The sequence below is a fragment of the Frateuria aurantia DSM 6220 genome (assembly GCF_000242255.2).
GTDB lineage: Bacteria > Pseudomonadota > Gammaproteobacteria > Xanthomonadales > Rhodanobacteraceae > Frateuria > Frateuria aurantia.
The window spans coordinates 1,355,900-1,371,909 of the sequence record NC_017033.1; the positions used below are offsets into that span (position 1 = coordinate 1,355,900).

Sequence of the window (16,010 nt, forward strand, 5' to 3'; positions counted from 1 at the left end):
GTCGATGCAATGGCGTCTCTTGAGCATGCTGTGTTGTGTCATTGCATTGGCCTGGTGCATCTCTCTCTCCATGAGCGTGACCTATCTGATTGTGGGGCCCGACATCGGCTGGCGGGTCGAGCTGCATGCCATGGGAGATGCATTGGCCCGGCATTTGCCGGCGGCCTGGTTCGGTTCGCCCGGGACAGCTCGAGACGCCGCGAGGCCCGGACTGCTGCCCAGTCGGACTCAGCCCGCCGAGATCGGTGCCATGTTGACCGCGATGTTGTTGAATACGGTGGAATTGGTCGTGATGGGTTTGCTGTTGTGGCGGGCTGTCGTGACTGCGTTGCGCCCGTTGAGGTCAACTTCCGAGAGTCTGAGCAGTCGCCGCGCCTTTGATCTTTCGCCGGTGCCGGTCGAAGCGCTGCCTACGGAGCTTCAGCCCTTGCTGCAATCGTTCAATGCCATGCTGGTACGTCTTGATTCGGCCATGCAGATGGAGCGCCAGTTCATCGCCGATGCGGCTCACGAGCTGCGCACTCCCTTGGCGGCACTGCATCTGCAGGCCGAAGTGGCTCTTGCCGCGGGGACCTTGCAAGGCAAGGATCAGGCGCTGGGCAAGCTGATCGACGTGTCTTTGCGCACCCACCGGCTGGCGGAGCAGCTGCTGGACACGGCAAGGCTGGAGGCGGGACTGCATCGCTGTGGGCGCGAACCACTTGATCTGCTGGTGGTTTGCCGCATGATCATCGACGACTTCTGGATTCAGGCAGCACGCCGCGATTGCCGGCTGGATCTCGACGGGAGTGCCTGCCTGTTGACATGCGATCCGGATGAAATCGGCATCCTGATCCGCAATCTGGTCGATAACGCGATCCGGCATGGCCACGTCGGGGGCAGGGTGCGTCTGCGTTGTGGATATTTGCGGCGGGGGGATCTGCTGCACCCCATGCTGGAGATCGAGGATGACGGGCCCGGCGTGGCCGCCGAGGAGCGCCAAGCCATTTTTACCCGTTTCCATCGTGCAGGCGGTGCATCCGGAAGGGGGAGTGGCATCGGCTTGTCGCTGGTGGCTGCCATCGCCGAAAACCATGAAGCCACCATCGAGACCGGCTGCGGTCCTGGATGGAAGGGGTTCAGGCTGCGAGTGGTCTTCCCGTCACAGCTTGGCGGCCAGGGCTGACTGGTCCGGATCTCGTGTGGATCCCCATGGGCAGGTGCACTCCATCATGGGGGGGGCGTGCGGCTAATGAATTCCTAAAAACCAGTGCCTAGCATGGCGTTGTCGGTCCGGTCCCGCGGCCGGCTCCTGCACCGGTCCTGCACCGGGAAAATCCATTTCGCCATCAGGAAATCATTATCATGCGCCTTCTCTTCTTGGCCCAAGGCTTGCTGCTGGGCTCCGTCAGCCTGCTGGCCGGCTGCTCATCACCGGCGCCCATCCGTTATCAGGGCATTGCCTCGGCCGTCTATCTGCAGCCCAACCTCCATATGCATCACGGACATCTACCCTTCACCTACCGGCCGGATGTGGACTGGAGTCATTACCACCACTTCATCATGGAGCCGGTGCGGGTCTATCAGGGGAGCGATGCGCAGTTCGGCAAGAATATCTCCGCCAAGGACAAGGCCTCGCTGGCCGATGCGTTGCAAGAGCAGTTTGTGCTGCAGTTGGCACAGCGTTTCGCTCAGACCCTGATGTCGTCGGATGATGCCTTGCGAGTACAGATCACCCTGACAGGGGCACGGCGTACCACGCCGTTCATTGGTACCTTCACCAAGTTCGATGTGGGTGGCACGCCGATCAATCTGCTGCAGTCGATCAGGGGCCGGGAGGGTCTGTTCAACGGCTCGGTCAGCTACGCCGTCGAGATCTATGCGGCGGACAGCCATCAGCTTCTGCTTTCCTATGTGGACAAGCAGTATCCCAACGCCATGAACATCAAGGCTTCGCTGGGGCCGTTGACGGCAGCCAGGGCAGGGGCCCGCAAGGCGGCGGCAGGCTTGATGGATGACCTGCAATGAAAACTCCGCTACGGGACGGAATCCGGATTCCTTGGACCGCCATGGTATCGGCATGGTGCCTGGATATGGCCGTCACGTTGGCGGAATGCCTGATCGGCATCGGCACGGGAAGCCTGCTGTGCTGGCTGCTGACGCGATGGCTGGCTGTGGTATTGCCGTTCGCCTCGCAAGGTCCGTGCGACGTCGAGTGACCGGGATGGCTGCGGCGGGTCACTCGCGGGCTATGGATGTATCCGGTCCGGGCCTGCCGCATGACAGCTCCGGTGGATGTCGACGCTGCCGCGAAGCTCGTACGGGGCGAGGTGCGAGCTTGTCGATCACGTGCAAGCCCCGTAGCCGTCCGATCCGGGCAGTTCAGGCTGACGGCGCGTCCGTTTGCGGCCTGCAGCTGGCCGATTCGGTCATGCTGGCCAGGACCTGTTCGACATCCTCATAGGTGTAGGCGCGCAGCAGCCGCGGCGCCTGCCGCAGCAGCACGCTGCGGTCGAGCTGGCTAAGTCGTTCGCGCACGGGCAGCAACTGCGAAGGGTGCATGCTGAATTCGCTCAGGCCCAGGGCCAGCAGCAAAGCGGTGAAATGCACGTCGCCGCCGATTTCTCCGCACAGGCTGACCGGTTTGCCGACCTTGCGACAGGTGTGGATGACGAAGGCCAGCAGTCGCAACAAGGCGGGTTGCAGCGGGGTGTAGAGATTGCCCAGGGCATCGTTGTCACGGTCGGCGGCCAAGACATACTGGGTCAGATCATTGCTGCCAATGGCCAGGAAATCGGCATGGTCCAGCAGGGCGCGAACATTGATGGCTGCCGCCGGGACTTCGATCATGGCCCCCAGCGGCAGGCGCTCGGGGAGATCGATGCCTTCGCGCTGCAGTTCTTCGCGGGCCATGTTGAACAGGGCGCGGACGGCGATCAGCTCGTCGCTCTGGGTCACCATCGGCACCAGCACCCGTACCGGACCGTAGCAGGCGGCCCGCAGGATGGCCCGGATCTGGGTGCCGAACACGGCGGGAAAGCGCAGAGCCAGCCGGATGCCGCGAACGCCAAGTGCAGGGTTTTCCTCCCGCCTGACCAGCAGTCCGGCCGCATCGGCCTTGTCGGCCCCCAGATCCAGAGTGCGGATGGTGACCGGGGCGCCGCCCATGCCAAGTACCAGATCGCGATAGGCGATGAACTGCTCTTCTTCGGTGGGCAGCTGCTTGTGGCGCATGAACAGGAATTCGGAGCGGTACAGACCGATGCCATCCGCGCCGTCTCGACGTGCCCTGGCGACGTCATCGCCCAGCTCGGCATTGGCATACAGATGGATCTCGACGCCGTCGGCCGTCCGGCTGGGGGCCTGGGCCAAGGCGGCGAGACTTCGGCCACGCCCTTGCTGGCTCCGTTGCCAGCGGCGGTAGCGGGCCAGATCTGTCGGCTCGGGATGCACGATGGCGCAGCCCTGTTCGGCATCCAGCAGGATCAGGTCGTCGTCATGGATACTCGACAGCGCATCCAGGGTGCCGACCAGCATCGGCAGGTTCAGGCTTCGGGCCAGAATGGCGCTGTGGGAGTAGGTGCTGCCTGTCGCGGCGACAATGCCCAGCAGCCCGGCCTGGGCCCATTGGGCCATGTCCGACGGGGCGACCATATCGGCCACCAGAATCTCCCCGACCCGGGCGGCCAGCCGGCGTTCGGCCGCCGTGGTCTGACGTTGCAAGGCCGACATCACGCGACCGACGACCTGGTCGATGTCCTCGCGGCGGCTGCGCATATAGGGGTCGTTCATGGCATCGAAGATGCCGGCCAGGCGGTCCCGCTGCTTCTTCAGGGCGGCATCGGCGCGGTAATGGCCCACCCGGATCAATTCATCCAGACCGCGCAGCAGCTCGCCGTCGCTGAGCATGAGGCAGTGCGCGTCAATGAATTCGTTGACTTCGGCGGCCAGAACGCCATGCAGACGGCCGCGCAGATCTTTCAGTTCCTGGCGGGCGACTTCCAGTGCCTGATGCAGGCGGGCAAGCTCGGCCTCGACCTCGTGGCTGGCCAGCGGTCGCTGGTCAATCGCATGCTGGGTCGCCGCGACCAGCCGGGCCCGGCCCAGCGTCATGCCAGGCGCGGCACGGATGCCTTGCAGCTGGATTCTCATGCCCCCTCGTCGAACTTGCGCTCGAACAGGGCGACCACCGCGGCCAGGGCCTCTTGCTCATCGTTGCCGGTGGCCCGGATGGTCAACGGCGTACCGATGCCGGCGGCCAGCATCATCACACCCATGATGCTTTGCGCGTTGACTTCGCGTTCGCCGCTGATCAGGTGGATGGTCGACTGATATTTCTGTGCCAGCTGGACCAGCTTGGCCGAGGCACGGGCATGCAGACCGAGCCGGTTGGAGACCACAATATCTTGTTCAAGCATGATCGATGAATATACCTCCGCGACCACCGCTGGCCGCGATTTCAGCCAGCTCGTCCAGCGGTCGTTCCGCGTAGTTGAGCACCCGCAGCAACATCGGAAGATTGAGGCCCGATACGCAGCGCAGACGCACGCCCAGACTGCTCAGCGACAGTCCGATATTGCAGGGCGTGGCACCATACAGGTCGGACAACGCCAGCACGCCATCGCCTTCGTCCAGCGCGCGGGCATGGGTGGCGGTGAGGTCGCGCATGACGTCGGGATCGGCACAGGGGGGGACCTCCACGGCGTCGATGTGCAGGGGCAGGCTGGGCAGCACGTGCTGCACCGCCGTGACCAACGCACTGCCTACCGCTTCATGCGTCAGCAACAGCACGCCGACACTCATGTCGGCTGACCGTCAAATGACTTGGGGCTTGGGTTCATTCAATTTCTCGGTGGAAGCTCACCACGTTGCCGTAGTGCGCACGATAATGCGCCGCGAGTTTTTCTACCAGATAGACCGAGCGATGACGGCCGCCGGTGCAGCCGATCGATACGGTCAGATAGCTGCGGTCATCTTTCTGGAACTGCGGCAGCCAGCTGTCCAGCCAGCGCGAGGTATCGGCAAAATACTGCTGGACCATCGGTTCCTGGTCCAGATACTCACGTACCGGCGAGTCGCGGCCCGACAGCGGGCGCAGGGCCGGCTGCCAGTGCGGATTGGGCAGGCAGCGGGCATCGAAGACAAAGTCGGCATCCAGCGGCAGGCCGCGCTTGAAGGCGAAGGACTCGAACATCAGTGTGAAGCCGTCCCTGCGGGCAGCATAGCTGGTCGCCACCAGGCGCCGCAGCTGATGCACATTCAGGTCGCTGGAATCGATCACCCGCTCGGCCAGTGCCACCAGAGGCTTCAGTCGCTGCCGTTCCTCGGCGATGGCTTCGGCCAGCGAGCGGCCCGGCACACCCAGCGGATGCCGGCGGCGGGTTTCGGAAAAACGCTTGATCAGGACTTCGTCGCGACAGTCCAGAAACACCAGATGCAACTGGACGCCACGGGCGGCCAGCGCGGACAGGATGGAGGGCATGCGCTGCAGTTCGTCATTGCGGTTGCGCACGTCGATGCCGACCGCGATCTGGCGGATGGCACTGCTTCGGTCCTCGGCATCGACGGTGGCGACCAGATCCGGCAGCAGGCCGGCCGGCAGATTGTCGACGCAGTAGAAACCCAGATCCTCCAGGGCCCGCAGCACCACGGTCTTGCCGCCGCCGGACAGGCCGGACAACAGGATCAGACGGATCTCGTCGTTGGCGGGCGGCGGGGTGTCGCTGAAAACGGGATTTACCATGTGCGCAGCCTCCGCATCTGGTGGGCTTGCCTGTCAATGAAGGTCTGGGCCGGGTCGATGCCCTTGCTGCGCAGAACGTGATTGCGTACGGCCGCCTCGACCATCACGCCGAGATTGCGTCCGGGGGCCACTGGCAAGGTAATCATCGGGACCGGAACCTCGAAGAGTTCGCGATGACCGACATCGCCGGTCAGGCGGGTCATCGGATCACCGTCCCCATCCAGCTGCAATGGCTTGAGATGAATGATCAGACGCAGGTACTTGCTGGTCTTCACGGCGACATGACCGAACATCTCGCGGATGTTGAGCACCCCGAGTCCGCGGACCTCCAGAAGGTCCTGCAGCAGCTCGGGACAGCTGCCGTCAATCACGTCGGGCGCGATCAGGGTGAATTCGGTGGCATCATCGGCAACCAGGCGGTGACCTCGACTGATCAGCTCCAGCGCCAGTTCGCTCTTGCCCGATCCGGCCTCGCCAGTGATCAGCACGCCATTGGAAAAGACTTCCAGAAAGACACCGTGCAGCGTGATCCTCGGCGCCAGCTGGCGGGCAAGATGATAATGCAGCCAGGTCAGCAGTTCGTGGCCGCGCTTGGAGCTGAGCCACAAGGGGGTGTGGCTGGCTTCGGCCAGCTGAAGCAGATCCTCGGGGATGCGCTGGTTCTTGCTGACGATCAGCGCCACCGGATCCGAGATCGCAATGCTGGCCAGTGTCTGTTCGCGTTGAGCGGGACTGAGCTGGCCCAGATAGTGCAGCTCTTCGGTGCCGATGATCTGGATCTTGTTCGGATAGATGATGTTGAGATAACCGACCAGCGACGGGCGTCGCGACTTGGTCAGTCTCGGTTCGAGTCGGCGGGCCTCGCCTTGCCGGCCGGCCTCCCACCGCAAATCCAGGCGCTCGTGCACGCCGTCGAACAACTGCCTTGCGCTGAGCCGATCCAAGCAACCTCCATCCGGAACGGATGGCGGATGCCATCCCTGAACGATCTATTCAGTTCGTAGTGTGCCACAGCGCGGATCCCGGGTGCAGACGTGGCCGCAGTCCGCTACAGGGCTGCGGCCACGGGGTGCAGGCTCAGCTGCTCAGACGCTCCTTGCGGACTTCCATGGCATGCTTGTCGTAGACCTTTCCATGATATTTGCGCAGCTGCCCGACCAGACGGTCGAACAGGCGGTCGATCGAACCGTAGAGATTGGACTCCACGGCTTCGGCACGGAGGGTCGTGCCAGCGACGGCAAGTGTGGCGTCGGCGCGTTGCTCGCGTTTGGATACGGAAAGGACCACGGCGAGATTGGTGGTCTTCTTGTAGGTACGATTCAAACGATCAATCTTGCCGAGGACGTGTGCGCGTAGTGCCTCGGTGACGGCGAGCTGTTGGCCGCTGATCTGTACTTGCATGAGTCGCCTCCTGAGAGAGTGCCGCATTGCGCGGATCTGTTTAAGAGTCAATGCGTCGGCAGAAGCTTGTCCACGCATTGATGGACTTGCCAGGGTCGTGCAGGGTGTTTTTGGGTGGCTGAACCTCCGTGACAGTTTGATGACCTAGTGATAGCACATCATCCGGCACGTTGTCTCTGGCTTGAACTGGGGATGCGCAAAATGTCACGGTACTTGGCCACCGTACGGCGTGCGAGCTGAATGCCCTGGTCATGGAAGCGATCGGCAATAGCTTGATCTGAAAGAGGTTTTTTGGGGTTTTCCGCGTCCACCAGCTTGCGCAACAGAGCTTGAATGGCGATCGCGGAAGCTCCATCGCCGGTTTCGGTGGTGATCCGGCTGGAGAAAAAATGCTTGAACTCGAACAGCCCGCGAGGGGTATGCATGTACTTGTGACTGGTCACCCGCGAAATGGTCGATTCATGCATGTCGACCTCTTCGGCGATTTCCCGCAGCACCAGCGGTTGCATGCCTTCAGGGCCGTGCTCCAGAAAGCCGCGCTGCCTCTGGACAATCGCGGAGGCCACCTTCAGCAGCGTCTGGCTGCGGGCTTCCAGGCTCTTCAGCAACCAGCGGGCCTCCTGCAGCTGGCCGCGCATCCAGCTGGCGTCATGGCCGCGGGTCTCGGCCATTAGCTGGCAGTAATACTGGTTGATCCGCAACGGGGGCTGGGCACCCGGATTCAGGCTGACCTGCCATTCACCGCTGGCGCGGCGCTGGACATAGACGTCCGGGGCTATGTATTCCACCGGTGCCTGGTCATAGCCGGCGCCGGGCTGCGGGTCGAGGCGACGGATCAGCTGAGCGGCGGCCTCGATCTCCTGCGGCGGTCGCTGCAGAAGGCGAGCCAGCTGCGACACGTCGTGACGGGCCAGCAAGTCCAGATGGGACTGGATGATGGCCAGCGCCAGATCGCCGGCCGGGTCCTGCTCGTGCAGTGTCCGGATCTGGCTGCCCAGGCAGTCCTGCAGGTCCAGACTGGCGACACCGACCGGATCGAATTGCTGCAGCCGGCGGCGGATGGCCTCGACTTCCTCCGGCTGCACGGCAGCCGCCGCCGGGATGGCGGCCGTCACGTCGGACAGCGGCCCCTCCAGATAGCCGCGGGCATCGACGGCATCGATCAGGGCCAGCGCGATGATCTGATCGCGCGGAGCGAAGGCGGAGAGGTTCAGCTGCCAGCGCAGATGGTCCTGCAGCGAGTCGGGCGAGGCATCCTGCGCCTCGAATCCCTCGCCGGAAGGACCGGCGGAGTAGCCGGCATCGGCCATGGAAAAATCGATGGGCTGGTCAGCGCTGCTGTCGCCGGCCCATTCCATCGACTCGGGCTCATCTCCGCCGGTAAGACCGATGTCAGCCTCGGCGTAGGCCTCTGCGGCCTCGGCTCCGGCTTCTGCGGCAGGCTCGTTCGTATCGGCCTCGGCGTCGCCAGCCGGGCTGTGGTCGTCTTCGTCCAGCTCCAGCATGGGGTTGCTTTCGGCCAGCTGCCGCAGCTCGGCGACCAACTCCAGCTGTGACAGCTGCAGCAGGCGGATGGCCTGTTGCAACTGGGGTGTGAGTGCCAGTTGCTGGCTGAATTTGAGTTGCAGGGTGGGCTTCATGTACGCGTCGTGCGGATGGCCATGCGGCGGGGGCGCAGCGGCCCCGTTGCGGTCATGTTAGCGGTTTGCAGCGGCCGGGGAGGTGATCCTGATCACAGCCGGAATTCCTTGCCCAGATACACTTCGCGGACCTTGGCATCGGCCAGGATGTGGGCCGGCGAGCCCTTCGACAATACGCCGCCGTCACTGAGGATATAGGCGCGATCACAGATGCCCAGGGTTTCACGCACATTGTGGTCGGTGATCAGCACGCCGATGCCGCGATCCTTGAGATGCAGCACGATGCGCTGGATTTCACCCACCGAAATCGGGTCGACGCCGGCAAAAGGTTCGTCCAGCAGCATATAGCGGGGTCGGGCCGCCAGAGCCCGGGCGATTTCCACGCGCCTGCGCTCGCCGCCGGAAAGGCTGATGCCTTTCTGGTCCGCGATATGGGTGATCTTCAGTTCGTCCAGCAGGCTTTCCAGCTCCTGCTTGCGCTGGCTGGCCGTCAGGCCTTCGCGCAGTTCTAGTACGGCAAGAATATTGTCGCTCACGCTCAGGCGGCGGAATACCGAGGCTTCTTGGGGCAGATAGCCGATGCCCATCTTGGCCCGCTGGTGCATGGGCAGATCGGTGATGTCCTGCTCGTCCAGCGTGATCTTGCCGCCGTCGGCCTCGACCAGACCGACCACCATGTAGAAACAGGTAGTCTTGCCCGCGCCGTTGGGCCCGAGCAGACCGACTACCTCGCCTTCGGCAATGTCGAAGCCGAAATCCTTGACGACCTGGCGGGCCTTGAACCGCTTCTGCAGATTTGCCGCTGCCAGCATCAGTGCCGGCTCGCGCTGCTGGCGGTGGCCGGTGCCGGTGCGGCGTGGTCGCGTGCCGGCTGCAGGGTGCCGCTGGCCGGTTTGCCGCTGGCGGCAGGGGGGGTCTTGGGCAGGATCACGCCATGGACCAGGCCGTCACCGTTGCTCTGGCCGGTGATCAGGCTCTGATGGGTGTCATAGGTCAGCTTGTCGCCATGGAACTCGCCACGCCCGGCCTGCTTGGCCACGGCATGGCCGGTCAGCACCGCGATGCCGCTGTTGTAGGCATAGGTGATGGTGTCGGCATCGCCGGTCATCAGATTGCCTTCGTCGTCCAGTTCTTCGATATGCGCCTGGGGCTGGGTCCCGGTCAGCACTACATGATCCACCTGGCTGTCGGCATCCAGGTAGATCCTGGCCAGATCGCCTGTGCCCTTGATCGTGCCCTGGGTGATCACCACGTGCTTGCGCAGGGTGGTGACGCCATTGGGCCGATTCTGGATGTCCGAGGAATTGGCGACGTAGTTGATCGGCTTCTGCCGGTCATCCGAGCGTGCCGCGGCCAGTGCCGGGATCAGCAGCAGGGCGAGCAGGACGGTGCTTGTAGCGACCCCGCGCTGTCGGAGCGCGTGGCGGATAGGTGCCGTGGACATCATGGAGAAGTTCCAGTTCATTCGTATCTAGATTAGCGCGCATGCCGACGCCGCGCAGCATCGTGCCGCCTTGGGTCATGATGGCAAGTTCGTCTGTCGCCAACCTGTTGTCCTTGGGCCAGCCGGTCATGTTGGCGCTGTGGATTTCGGTGGCGGGGGTCTGGGCGTAGGCATCGCGATGCATGAACACCTTGCCCTGCAGCATGACCAGATCGCCGCGGCGGTTGACCCAGCCGTAGTCCGAGTCGCCGCTCCAGTCAGGAACCGTGGCGACATGGCTGGGCATCACGAAATGCGGCGTGGTCAGGAACAGCGAGTCGTCATTGTCGCGCCGCTCCAGCAAGGGCCCGCTGATGCGCAGGCCGGGCGCGCCGTCGGCATTGTACAGGTAGGCCTGAAACTGTTTGACGGTGTAGCCCGAGCGGGGTGGCCCCAGGGTGTCGTTGATCCGCGGGGGCGGCTGAATCCACCACAGCAGAGTCTGGCTGGCGCCGGCCAGCAGCAGCAGGGTCACGGTGGCGGCCAGCAGGGCCCGGTCGCGCAGATAGCGATGCAGCTGGCCGAGTCTGTTCAATACCACGACTGGAGTACCTCGTCCTGACGGCCCTGGGCTTGCAGCAGCAGATCACTGACCTCTCGCGCCGCGCCCTCGCCGCCGCGCGAGCGGGTCTGCCAATGCGCCTGTGCAGCCAGCCAGGGGTGGGCATTGGCCACCGCAATGCCCAGCCCGGCGATGCGCATCGGCGCCAGGTCAGGCAGGTCATCACCGACGAAGGCGGCCTGTTCGGGCTGAAGGTCCAGCTCATTCAGCAGCTGGTGCAGGCAAGCGCGTTTGTCGCGGGCTCCCTGATAGACGTGACGGATGCCAAGTTCGGCCATGCGCCGGCTGACGGCTTCGCTGGAGCGCGCCGTGATGATGGCCACGGCGATGCCATGGTGCTGCAGCTGTTTCAGGCCCAGACCGTCATGCACATGAAAGACCTTGTGGTCCTGGCCTTCGGCGCTGAACGGCAGGCGTCCGTCGGTCAGGGTCCCGTCCACATCGAAGGCCGCCAGACGGATGGCGGCGGCGCGGGCGAGCACTTCGGCAGGCAGGTCGGCAAGATACATGGCATTCATCAGGGCGGGCGGGGCGGGTTCAGACCACGCGCGCGCGCAGCAGGTCGTGGATGTTCAGGGCGCCGACCAACTGCTGGGCCGTATTGACCACCAGCAGGGCATGCACCTGATGCTGCTCCATCATCCGGGCAGCCTCGCTGGCCAGTTGGTCCGCACCGATGGTGATGGGGGTCCGGCTCATCAGCGAACCGACCTCGGCCTCGCGCAGATCAACCCGGTGATCGTCCAGCACCCTGCGCAGGTCGCCGTCGCTGAACACCCCGCGCAGGATGCCGGCGTCGTCGATCACCGCGGTGATCCCCAGCCGGGTGCGGGACATTTCCATCAGCGCCTCCGACAGCTTGGCGTTGATCCGGACCCTGGGCAGGGCCTCGCCGCTGTGCATCACATCGCTGATACGCACCAGCAGGCGCCGCCCGAGGTTGCCGGCGGGGTGGGAACGCGCAAAATCATCCGCCGTGAATCCGCGGGCTTCCAGCAAGGCGACTGCCAAGGCATCACCCAGCACCATCGCGGCGGTGGTGCTGGTAGTCGGGGCCAGACCCAGAGGGCAGGCTTCGGTTTCCACCGCTGCATCAAGGTGAATATCCGCCTGCCGTGCCAGAGCCGAGCCGGCATGGCCGGTCATCGCGATCAGGGCGGTGCCCTGGCGCTTCAGAAACGGCAGGATGAACAGCAGTTCATCGGTCTCGCCGGAATTGGACAGCAGCAACATCACGTCGTGGGGCTGCACCATGCCGAGGTCGCCATGACTGGCTTCGCCGGGATGGACGAAAAAGGCCGGCGTGCCGGTAGAGGCCAGCGTTGCGGCAATCTTGCGGGCTACATGGCCGGACTTGCCCATGCCGGAGACCACGATTCGCCCCTGGCATTCCAGGATCAGGCGGCAGGCGGCGGCAAAGGCCTGCTCGACCCGGTCCGCCAGCGATTGTATCGAAGCGGCCTCAGTCAGAATGACCCGGCGGGCGTTTTCGATGATGGTGCGATCATCCACCGGTGCCATAAATTGGAGCGGATCCATTCGAAGAGTCATTGTCCATCAGTTCCATAACGGCGGCAGTCGGCCGCCGGGGAAGAGGCGCGCCGCCGCATGAGCCGGCCGAGTCATTTCTGTGCCAGCAAATTTCCATTAACATGGCATCTTCGCACGATATCGTCATGGTCTGCATTAACGCAGTCATGATTTCCCACTATCACGCGCCCGCCATGACGGGTGCAGCACGGAATGGTTTATGGACGCTGCCAGTATCAAGGCACTGATTGAAAGCGGTCTTCCCGGCGCCTCGGCGCAGGTGCAAGGCGATGACGGAGTGCATTTCGAGGCGACGGTGATTGCCGAGCAGTTCGCCGGCAAGCTGCCGCTGGCCCGGCACCGGCTGGTCTACGCCACCCTCGGCGATTTGATGGGCGGGGCGATTCATGCCCTTGCACTGGTCACCCAGACCCCGGCCGAGGCTGGCACGGCTCAGGCCTGAGCCCGGCCGGACCGACTGCAATCTCAAGGATTTCGATGGCGAAGATTTTGATCAATGGCGGTGTTCCCCTGAATGGCGAAGTCGCCATTTCCGGCGCCAAAAACGCGGTATTGCCCATACTGGTGTCCTGTCTGCTGGCCGATGAACCGGTCACCATCGGCAACGTGCCGCATCTGCACGATGTCACCACCACCATGGAGCTGCTGGGGCAGCTGGGTGCGCAGTTGGTGATGGATGACCGGATGGAAATCCAGGTCGATCCGCGGACCACCAACAACTTCGTCGCGCCCTATGATCTGGTCAAGACCATGCGCGCCTCGATCCTGGTGCTCGGCCCGCTGGTGGCCCGTTATGGCCACGCCGAGGTCTCGCTGCCTGGTGGCTGCGCCATCGGTTCACGGCCGGTGGATCAGCATATCCGAGGCCTGCAGGCGCTGGGGGCGGAGGTCTCGGTGGAGAACGGCTTCATCAAGGCTCGTGCCACGCGGCTGAAGGGCGCTCGCGTGGTGATGGACATGGTGACGGTCACCGGCACCGAAAACATCATGATGGCGGCGGCCCTGGCGTCCGGCACCACCGTGATCGAAAACGCCGCCCAGGAGCCCGAAGTCGTCGATCTGGCGATGTGCCTGAACGCGATGGGCGCGCAGATCGAGGGGGCCGGCACCTCCAGCATGGTGATCCATGGCGTGGAGCGGCTGCATGGCGCGCATTACAATGTGCTGCCGGACCGTATCGAGACCGGTACCTTCCTGGTCGGCGCGGCGATGACCGGCGGCAAGGTGCGCGCCCGCAACACCCGTGCCGACACGCTGGATGCCGTGCTCTCCAAGCTGGAAGAGACCGGCGCGCACGTCAGTACCGGTGACGACTGGATCGAGCTGGACATGGGCGGTCGCCGTCCCAAGGCCGTGGATCTGACCACGGCCCCGTATCCGGCTTTTCCCACCGACATGCAGGCGCAGTTCACCGCGCTGAACTGCATCGCCGAGGGCACCGGCATCATCACCGAGACCGTGTTCGAAAACCGCTTCATGCATGCCCAGGAACTGCAGCGGCTGGGCGCCGATATCCGGATCGAGGGCAATACCGTCATCATCCGCGGGGTCAAGGAAATGAGCGGTGCGCCGATCATGGCTACCGATCTGCGCGCCTCGGCCTGTCTGGTGCTGGCCGGGCTGGTTGCCCAGGGCGAAACCACGGTGGATCGCGTATACCACATCGATCGTGGCTACGAGAACATCGAGGAAAAGCTCAGCGGCCTCGGTGCACGGATCCGTCGCATCGCCGGTTGAACCTGCGCCTCAGCCTGCAGACGGCGTTCAAGGCCATGGGCATCACGCCCCGTCGGAAGCGATTCCGGCGGGGCGTGATGCTTTCCGGGTTCAGGCGGGGCGGGCGACGGTCGGGAGGGCTGCCGGCCTCATCATCTGCGGCCGGCTGGGCTCAATGCGGTTTCTGTTCGGCCACCGCATGGCCTGTAACGCCCCCCCGGGCGGCCACTTCATGGGCTTCGGCGTCGCGATGTCCGTGCTGGCGCTGGGTTTCCTGCTCATAGGCCTTGACCACCACGTCGGCCAGCGCACGATAAACCGGCTTGCGGCAGACCAGGGCCGAAGCGGCGCGGGCCAGCAAGGCCGCCGCCATGATCGGCAGCACCATCTGCTGGTTGGCAGTCAATTCCATCGAGATCACGGTGGAGGTCAGCGGCGCCTGGGTCACGCCGGCCAGATAGGCGGTCATGCCCAGCAGCACCACCGCGCTGGGATCGATGGCCGGCAGGAAGTGGCTGATGTTCTGGCCCAGTCCGGCACCGACAGCCAGTGACGGCGAGAAGAAGCCGCCAGGGATGCCGGCCCAGGAGCAGGCGATATTGCCCAGCATCTTCAGGATCCCGAAGAAGGGGACGGCGGCATCGTCATCCTGCTGCAGAATGCTTTTGGCCTGGGCGTAGCCGGTGCCGTACAGGCCGTGGTGAGTGAGCTGGCTCAGCAGCACCAGAGCCAGGCCGCAGCCGGCGGCGAACAGCACCGGGTTGCGGCCGCGAGTGGCGGCAACCCAGCCGACAATGCCACGACTGCCGGGTTGGATCAGACGGGCATAGAGACCGCCCATCAGGCCGCAGACCAGGCCGCAGGCCACGACGGCGATCCAGGCCCGACCCAGTGGCAGCACAATGTCGAAACGGCCGAAATAGGCGTAATTGCCGAGAATGCCCAACGAGACCACGCCGGACATGATCACGGCGGTCAGTATCACGCCGCTCATGCGGTGCTCGAAGGCCCCGCTCATTTCCTCGATGGCGAAGACGACGCCGGCCAGCGGGGTGTTGAAGGCTGCCGCCAGTCCGGCGGCCGAGCCGGCCAGGATAAAACGGCCCGCCGAAGCGGCATCGGCCAGGCCGAAGCGTCTGCCCAAGGTATACAGCAAGCCGGCGCCGACATGCACGGTCGGCCCTTCGCGCCCGACCGAGGCGCCGCCCAGCAGGGCCAGCAGGGTCAGCGCCATCTTGCCGATGGCGACCTTCAGTGACAGGAGACCGTGGCGAAAGCGCTCGTTTTCGACCTGCAGTGCCGCAATGGCCTGGGGGATGCCGGAGCCCCGCGTCGCTTTCAAGGGGCCGCTGGTGGCCCAGCTGAGAAAAGCGAACACGGCCGGAGTCACGATAAAAGGCCAGAACCGGCCGTGCTGGACCAGCCGACTGAACTGCGCATAGGCGGCATCCGAGGCCCAGGCAAAGCCGACCGCCGCCAGGCCGACGATGATCGCACCGCTCCAGAACAGGATGCGCCGCTGCCATTGGCGGGGTGACAGCCACTCCGAAGAATGGATCCTGCGCCCCAGATATCGGCCGTAGACGCGGCTGCGGGGAGCGGAGTGGTGGGAGGCCGACTTGGAGGACGGGGCGCCGGGAGCTGGGTCAGGGGTCATGGCAGCGGGGCGATTCGATGGGCGGGCAAATGGCGACGGTGGTGCAACAGCCAGCGACCCGCGGGCAAAGTCCGGGTCGCCAGATTGTGCGGCGGATACGCGATGGAACGGTTTTGAGGCGCCTTATGGCGCCGGCATGACGGCTTGGCCGGCTGATGCGGGACGGACCCGCGGTGACTGGCGATGGCCGAGATCCGGTCATGCGGAACACGGCCGCTATTATGGCGCCATTTAATGCTTTTTTTGCAATTGAATCGCGCTTTGCATGAGGTTTTTGT

Annotated in this window: 18 protein-coding genes; 5 read left to right on the forward strand and 13 right to left on the reverse strand. The window is 64.3% G+C overall.

Features of this window, described 5'->3' with window-relative positions; translation table 11 throughout:
- Positions 1-70 precede the first annotated feature (70 nt).
- The 3 genes from FRAAU_RS06225 (at position 71) to FRAAU_RS17840 (ending at position 2,198) form a co-directional block, all read left to right on the forward strand.
- Positions 71-1,165, forward strand: coding sequence for an ATP-binding protein (locus tag FRAAU_RS06225; protein WP_052317828.1), 1,095 nt, complete (start codon positions 71-73; stop codon positions 1,163-1,165).
- 179 nt (positions 1,166-1,344) lie between these two features.
- The gene (locus FRAAU_RS06230) at positions 1,345-2,007 is read left to right on the forward strand and encodes a DUF3313 domain-containing protein (protein WP_014402706.1); all 663 of its coding nucleotides are present in this window, start codon (positions 1,345-1,347) and stop codon (positions 2,005-2,007) included.
- Positions 2,008-2,072: 65 nt separating this feature from the next.
- Entirely contained in the window at positions 2,073-2,198 is a 126-nt protein-coding gene (locus tag FRAAU_RS17840) for a hypothetical protein (protein WP_280985210.1), read from the forward strand.
- Positions 2,199-2,361: 163 nt separating this feature from the next.
- Here FRAAU_RS17840 and ptsP read toward each other — a convergent pair whose 3' ends face one another.
- From ptsP to FRAAU_RS06290, 12 genes are all read right to left on the reverse strand, one after another.
- Positions 2,362-4,131 carry a phosphoenolpyruvate--protein phosphotransferase gene (ptsP, locus tag FRAAU_RS06235; protein ID WP_014402708.1) on the reverse strand — a complete coding sequence of 590 codons (1,770 nt, stop codon included), beginning with the start codon at positions 4,129-4,131 and terminating at the stop codon, positions 2,362-2,364.
- Complete coding sequence (locus tag FRAAU_RS06240) at positions 4,128-4,397, reverse strand: HPr family phosphocarrier protein (protein WP_014402709.1); 270 nt, start codon at positions 4,395-4,397, stop codon at positions 4,128-4,130. The genes ptsP and FRAAU_RS06240 overlap by 4 nt, the downstream gene beginning before the upstream one ends.
- Entirely contained in the window at positions 4,390-4,782 is a 393-nt protein-coding gene (locus FRAAU_RS06245) for a PTS sugar transporter subunit IIA (protein ID WP_014402710.1), read from the reverse strand. Before FRAAU_RS06245 ends, FRAAU_RS06240 begins: the two co-directional genes overlap by 8 nt.
- A 34-nt stretch (positions 4,783-4,816) precedes the next feature.
- Positions 4,817-5,722, reverse strand: a complete 906-nt coding sequence (gene rapZ / locus FRAAU_RS06250; RefSeq protein ID WP_014402711.1) for an RNase adapter RapZ — start codon at positions 5,720-5,722, stop codon at positions 4,817-4,819.
- A complete protein-coding gene (gene hprK / locus FRAAU_RS06255) occupies positions 5,716-6,666 on the reverse strand; it encodes an HPr(Ser) kinase/phosphatase (RefSeq protein WP_014402712.1) in 951 nt (316 codons plus the stop codon). Before hprK ends, rapZ begins: the two co-directional genes overlap by 7 nt.
- 133 nt (positions 6,667-6,799) lie before the next feature.
- Positions 6,800-7,123 (reverse strand): ribosome hibernation-promoting factor, HPF/YfiA family, encoded by a 324-nt coding sequence (hpf, locus tag FRAAU_RS06260; RefSeq protein WP_014402713.1) that lies wholly within the window; start codon positions 7,121-7,123, stop codon positions 6,800-6,802.
- A 158-nt stretch (positions 7,124-7,281) separates the two neighbouring features.
- The gene (locus FRAAU_RS06265; protein ID WP_014402714.1) at positions 7,282-8,763 is read right to left on the reverse strand and encodes an RNA polymerase factor sigma-54; all 1,482 of its coding nucleotides are present in this window, start codon (positions 8,761-8,763) and stop codon (positions 7,282-7,284) included.
- A gap of 92 nt (positions 8,764-8,855) precedes the next feature.
- Positions 8,856-9,575, reverse strand: a complete 720-nt coding sequence (lptB, locus tag FRAAU_RS06270) for an LPS export ABC transporter ATP-binding protein (RefSeq protein ID WP_014402715.1) — start codon at positions 9,573-9,575, stop codon at positions 8,856-8,858.
- Positions 9,575-10,210 (reverse strand): lipopolysaccharide transport periplasmic protein LptA, encoded by a 636-nt coding sequence (gene lptA / locus FRAAU_RS06275; RefSeq protein ID WP_083841131.1) that lies wholly within the window; start codon positions 10,208-10,210, stop codon positions 9,575-9,577. Before lptA ends, lptB begins: the two co-directional genes overlap by 1 nt.
- Positions 10,098-10,721, reverse strand: a complete 624-nt coding sequence (gene lptC, locus FRAAU_RS06280) for an LPS export ABC transporter periplasmic protein LptC (protein WP_245546446.1) — start codon at positions 10,719-10,721, stop codon at positions 10,098-10,100. The genes lptA and lptC overlap by 113 nt, the downstream gene beginning before the upstream one ends.
- Before the next feature lie 56 nt (positions 10,722-10,777).
- Positions 10,778-11,326, reverse strand: coding sequence for a KdsC family phosphatase (locus FRAAU_RS06285; RefSeq protein WP_014402717.1), 549 nt, complete (start codon positions 11,324-11,326; stop codon positions 10,778-10,780).
- Positions 11,327-11,345: 19 nt separating this feature from the next.
- A complete protein-coding gene (locus FRAAU_RS06290) occupies positions 11,346-12,347 on the reverse strand; it encodes a KpsF/GutQ family sugar-phosphate isomerase (RefSeq protein WP_156803355.1) in 1,002 nt (333 codons plus the stop codon).
- Positions 12,348-12,558: 211 nt separating this feature from the next.
- On the opposite strand from FRAAU_RS06290, the gene FRAAU_RS06295 reads away from it, so the two are divergent.
- Positions 12,559-12,801 (forward strand): BolA family protein, encoded by a 243-nt coding sequence (locus FRAAU_RS06295; RefSeq protein WP_014402719.1) that lies wholly within the window; start codon positions 12,559-12,561, stop codon positions 12,799-12,801.
- Positions 12,802-12,836: 35 nt separating this feature from the next.
- On the forward strand, positions 12,837-14,096 hold the full coding sequence (murA, locus tag FRAAU_RS06300) for a UDP-N-acetylglucosamine 1-carboxyvinyltransferase (protein ID WP_014402720.1): 1,260 nt from the start codon (positions 12,837-12,839) through the stop codon (positions 14,094-14,096).
- A 151-nt stretch (positions 14,097-14,247) separates the two neighbouring features.
- Here murA and FRAAU_RS06305 read toward each other — a convergent pair whose 3' ends face one another.
- Positions 14,248-15,732 (reverse strand): chloride channel protein, encoded by a 1,485-nt coding sequence (locus FRAAU_RS06305; RefSeq protein ID WP_014402721.1) that lies wholly within the window; start codon positions 15,730-15,732, stop codon positions 14,248-14,250.
- Positions 15,733-16,010 lie beyond the last annotated feature (278 nt).

Excerpts from the sequence above, each read along its gene's own strand:
- FRAAU_RS06225 (WP_052317828.1), top strand. The coding sequence starts at position 71 with ATGAGCGTGACCTATCTGATTGTGGGGCCCGACATCGGCTGGCGGGTC.
- FRAAU_RS06230 (WP_014402706.1), top strand. The coding sequence starts at position 1,345 with ATGCGCCTTCTCTTCTTGGCCCAAGGCTTGCTGCTGGGCTCCGTCAGC.
- FRAAU_RS17840 (WP_280985210.1), top strand. The coding sequence starts at position 2,073 with ATGGCCGTCACGTTGGCGGAATGCCTGATCGGCATCGGCACGGGAAGC.
- ptsP (WP_014402708.1), bottom strand. The coding sequence starts at position 4,131 with ATGAGAATCCAGCTGCAAGGCATCCGTGCCGCGCCTGGCATGACGCTG.
- FRAAU_RS06240 (WP_014402709.1), bottom strand. The coding sequence starts at position 4,397 with ATGCTTGAACAAGATATTGTGGTCTCCAACCGGCTCGGTCTGCATGCC.
- FRAAU_RS06245 (WP_014402710.1), bottom strand. The coding sequence starts at position 4,782 with ATGAGTGTCGGCGTGCTGTTGCTGACGCATGAAGCGGTAGGCAGTGCG.
- rapZ (WP_014402711.1), bottom strand. The coding sequence starts at position 5,722 with ATGGTAAATCCCGTTTTCAGCGACACCCCGCCGCCCGCCAACGACGAG.
- hpf (WP_014402713.1), bottom strand. The coding sequence starts at position 7,123 with ATGCAAGTACAGATCAGCGGCCAACAGCTCGCCGTCACCGAGGCACTA.
- FRAAU_RS06265 (WP_014402714.1), bottom strand. The coding sequence starts at position 8,763 with ATGAAGCCCACCCTGCAACTCAAATTCAGCCAGCAACTGGCACTCACA.
- lptB (WP_014402715.1), bottom strand. The coding sequence starts at position 9,575 with ATGCTGGCAGCGGCAAATCTGCAGAAGCGGTTCAAGGCCCGCCAGGTC.
- lptA (WP_083841131.1), bottom strand. The coding sequence starts at position 10,210 with ATGATGTCCACGGCACCTATCCGCCACGCGCTCCGACAGCGCGGGGTC.
- FRAAU_RS06285 (WP_014402717.1), bottom strand. The coding sequence starts at position 11,326 with ATGAATGCCATGTATCTTGCCGACCTGCCTGCCGAAGTGCTCGCCCGC.
- FRAAU_RS06290 (WP_156803355.1), bottom strand. The coding sequence starts at position 12,347 with ATGGATCCGCTCCAATTTATGGCACCGGTGGATGATCGCACCATCATC.
- FRAAU_RS06295 (WP_014402719.1), top strand. The coding sequence starts at position 12,559 with ATGGACGCTGCCAGTATCAAGGCACTGATTGAAAGCGGTCTTCCCGGC.
- murA (WP_014402720.1), top strand. The coding sequence starts at position 12,837 with ATGGCGAAGATTTTGATCAATGGCGGTGTTCCCCTGAATGGCGAAGTC.
- FRAAU_RS06305 (WP_014402721.1), bottom strand. The coding sequence starts at position 15,732 with ATGACCCCTGACCCAGCTCCCGGCGCCCCGTCCTCCAAGTCGGCCTCC.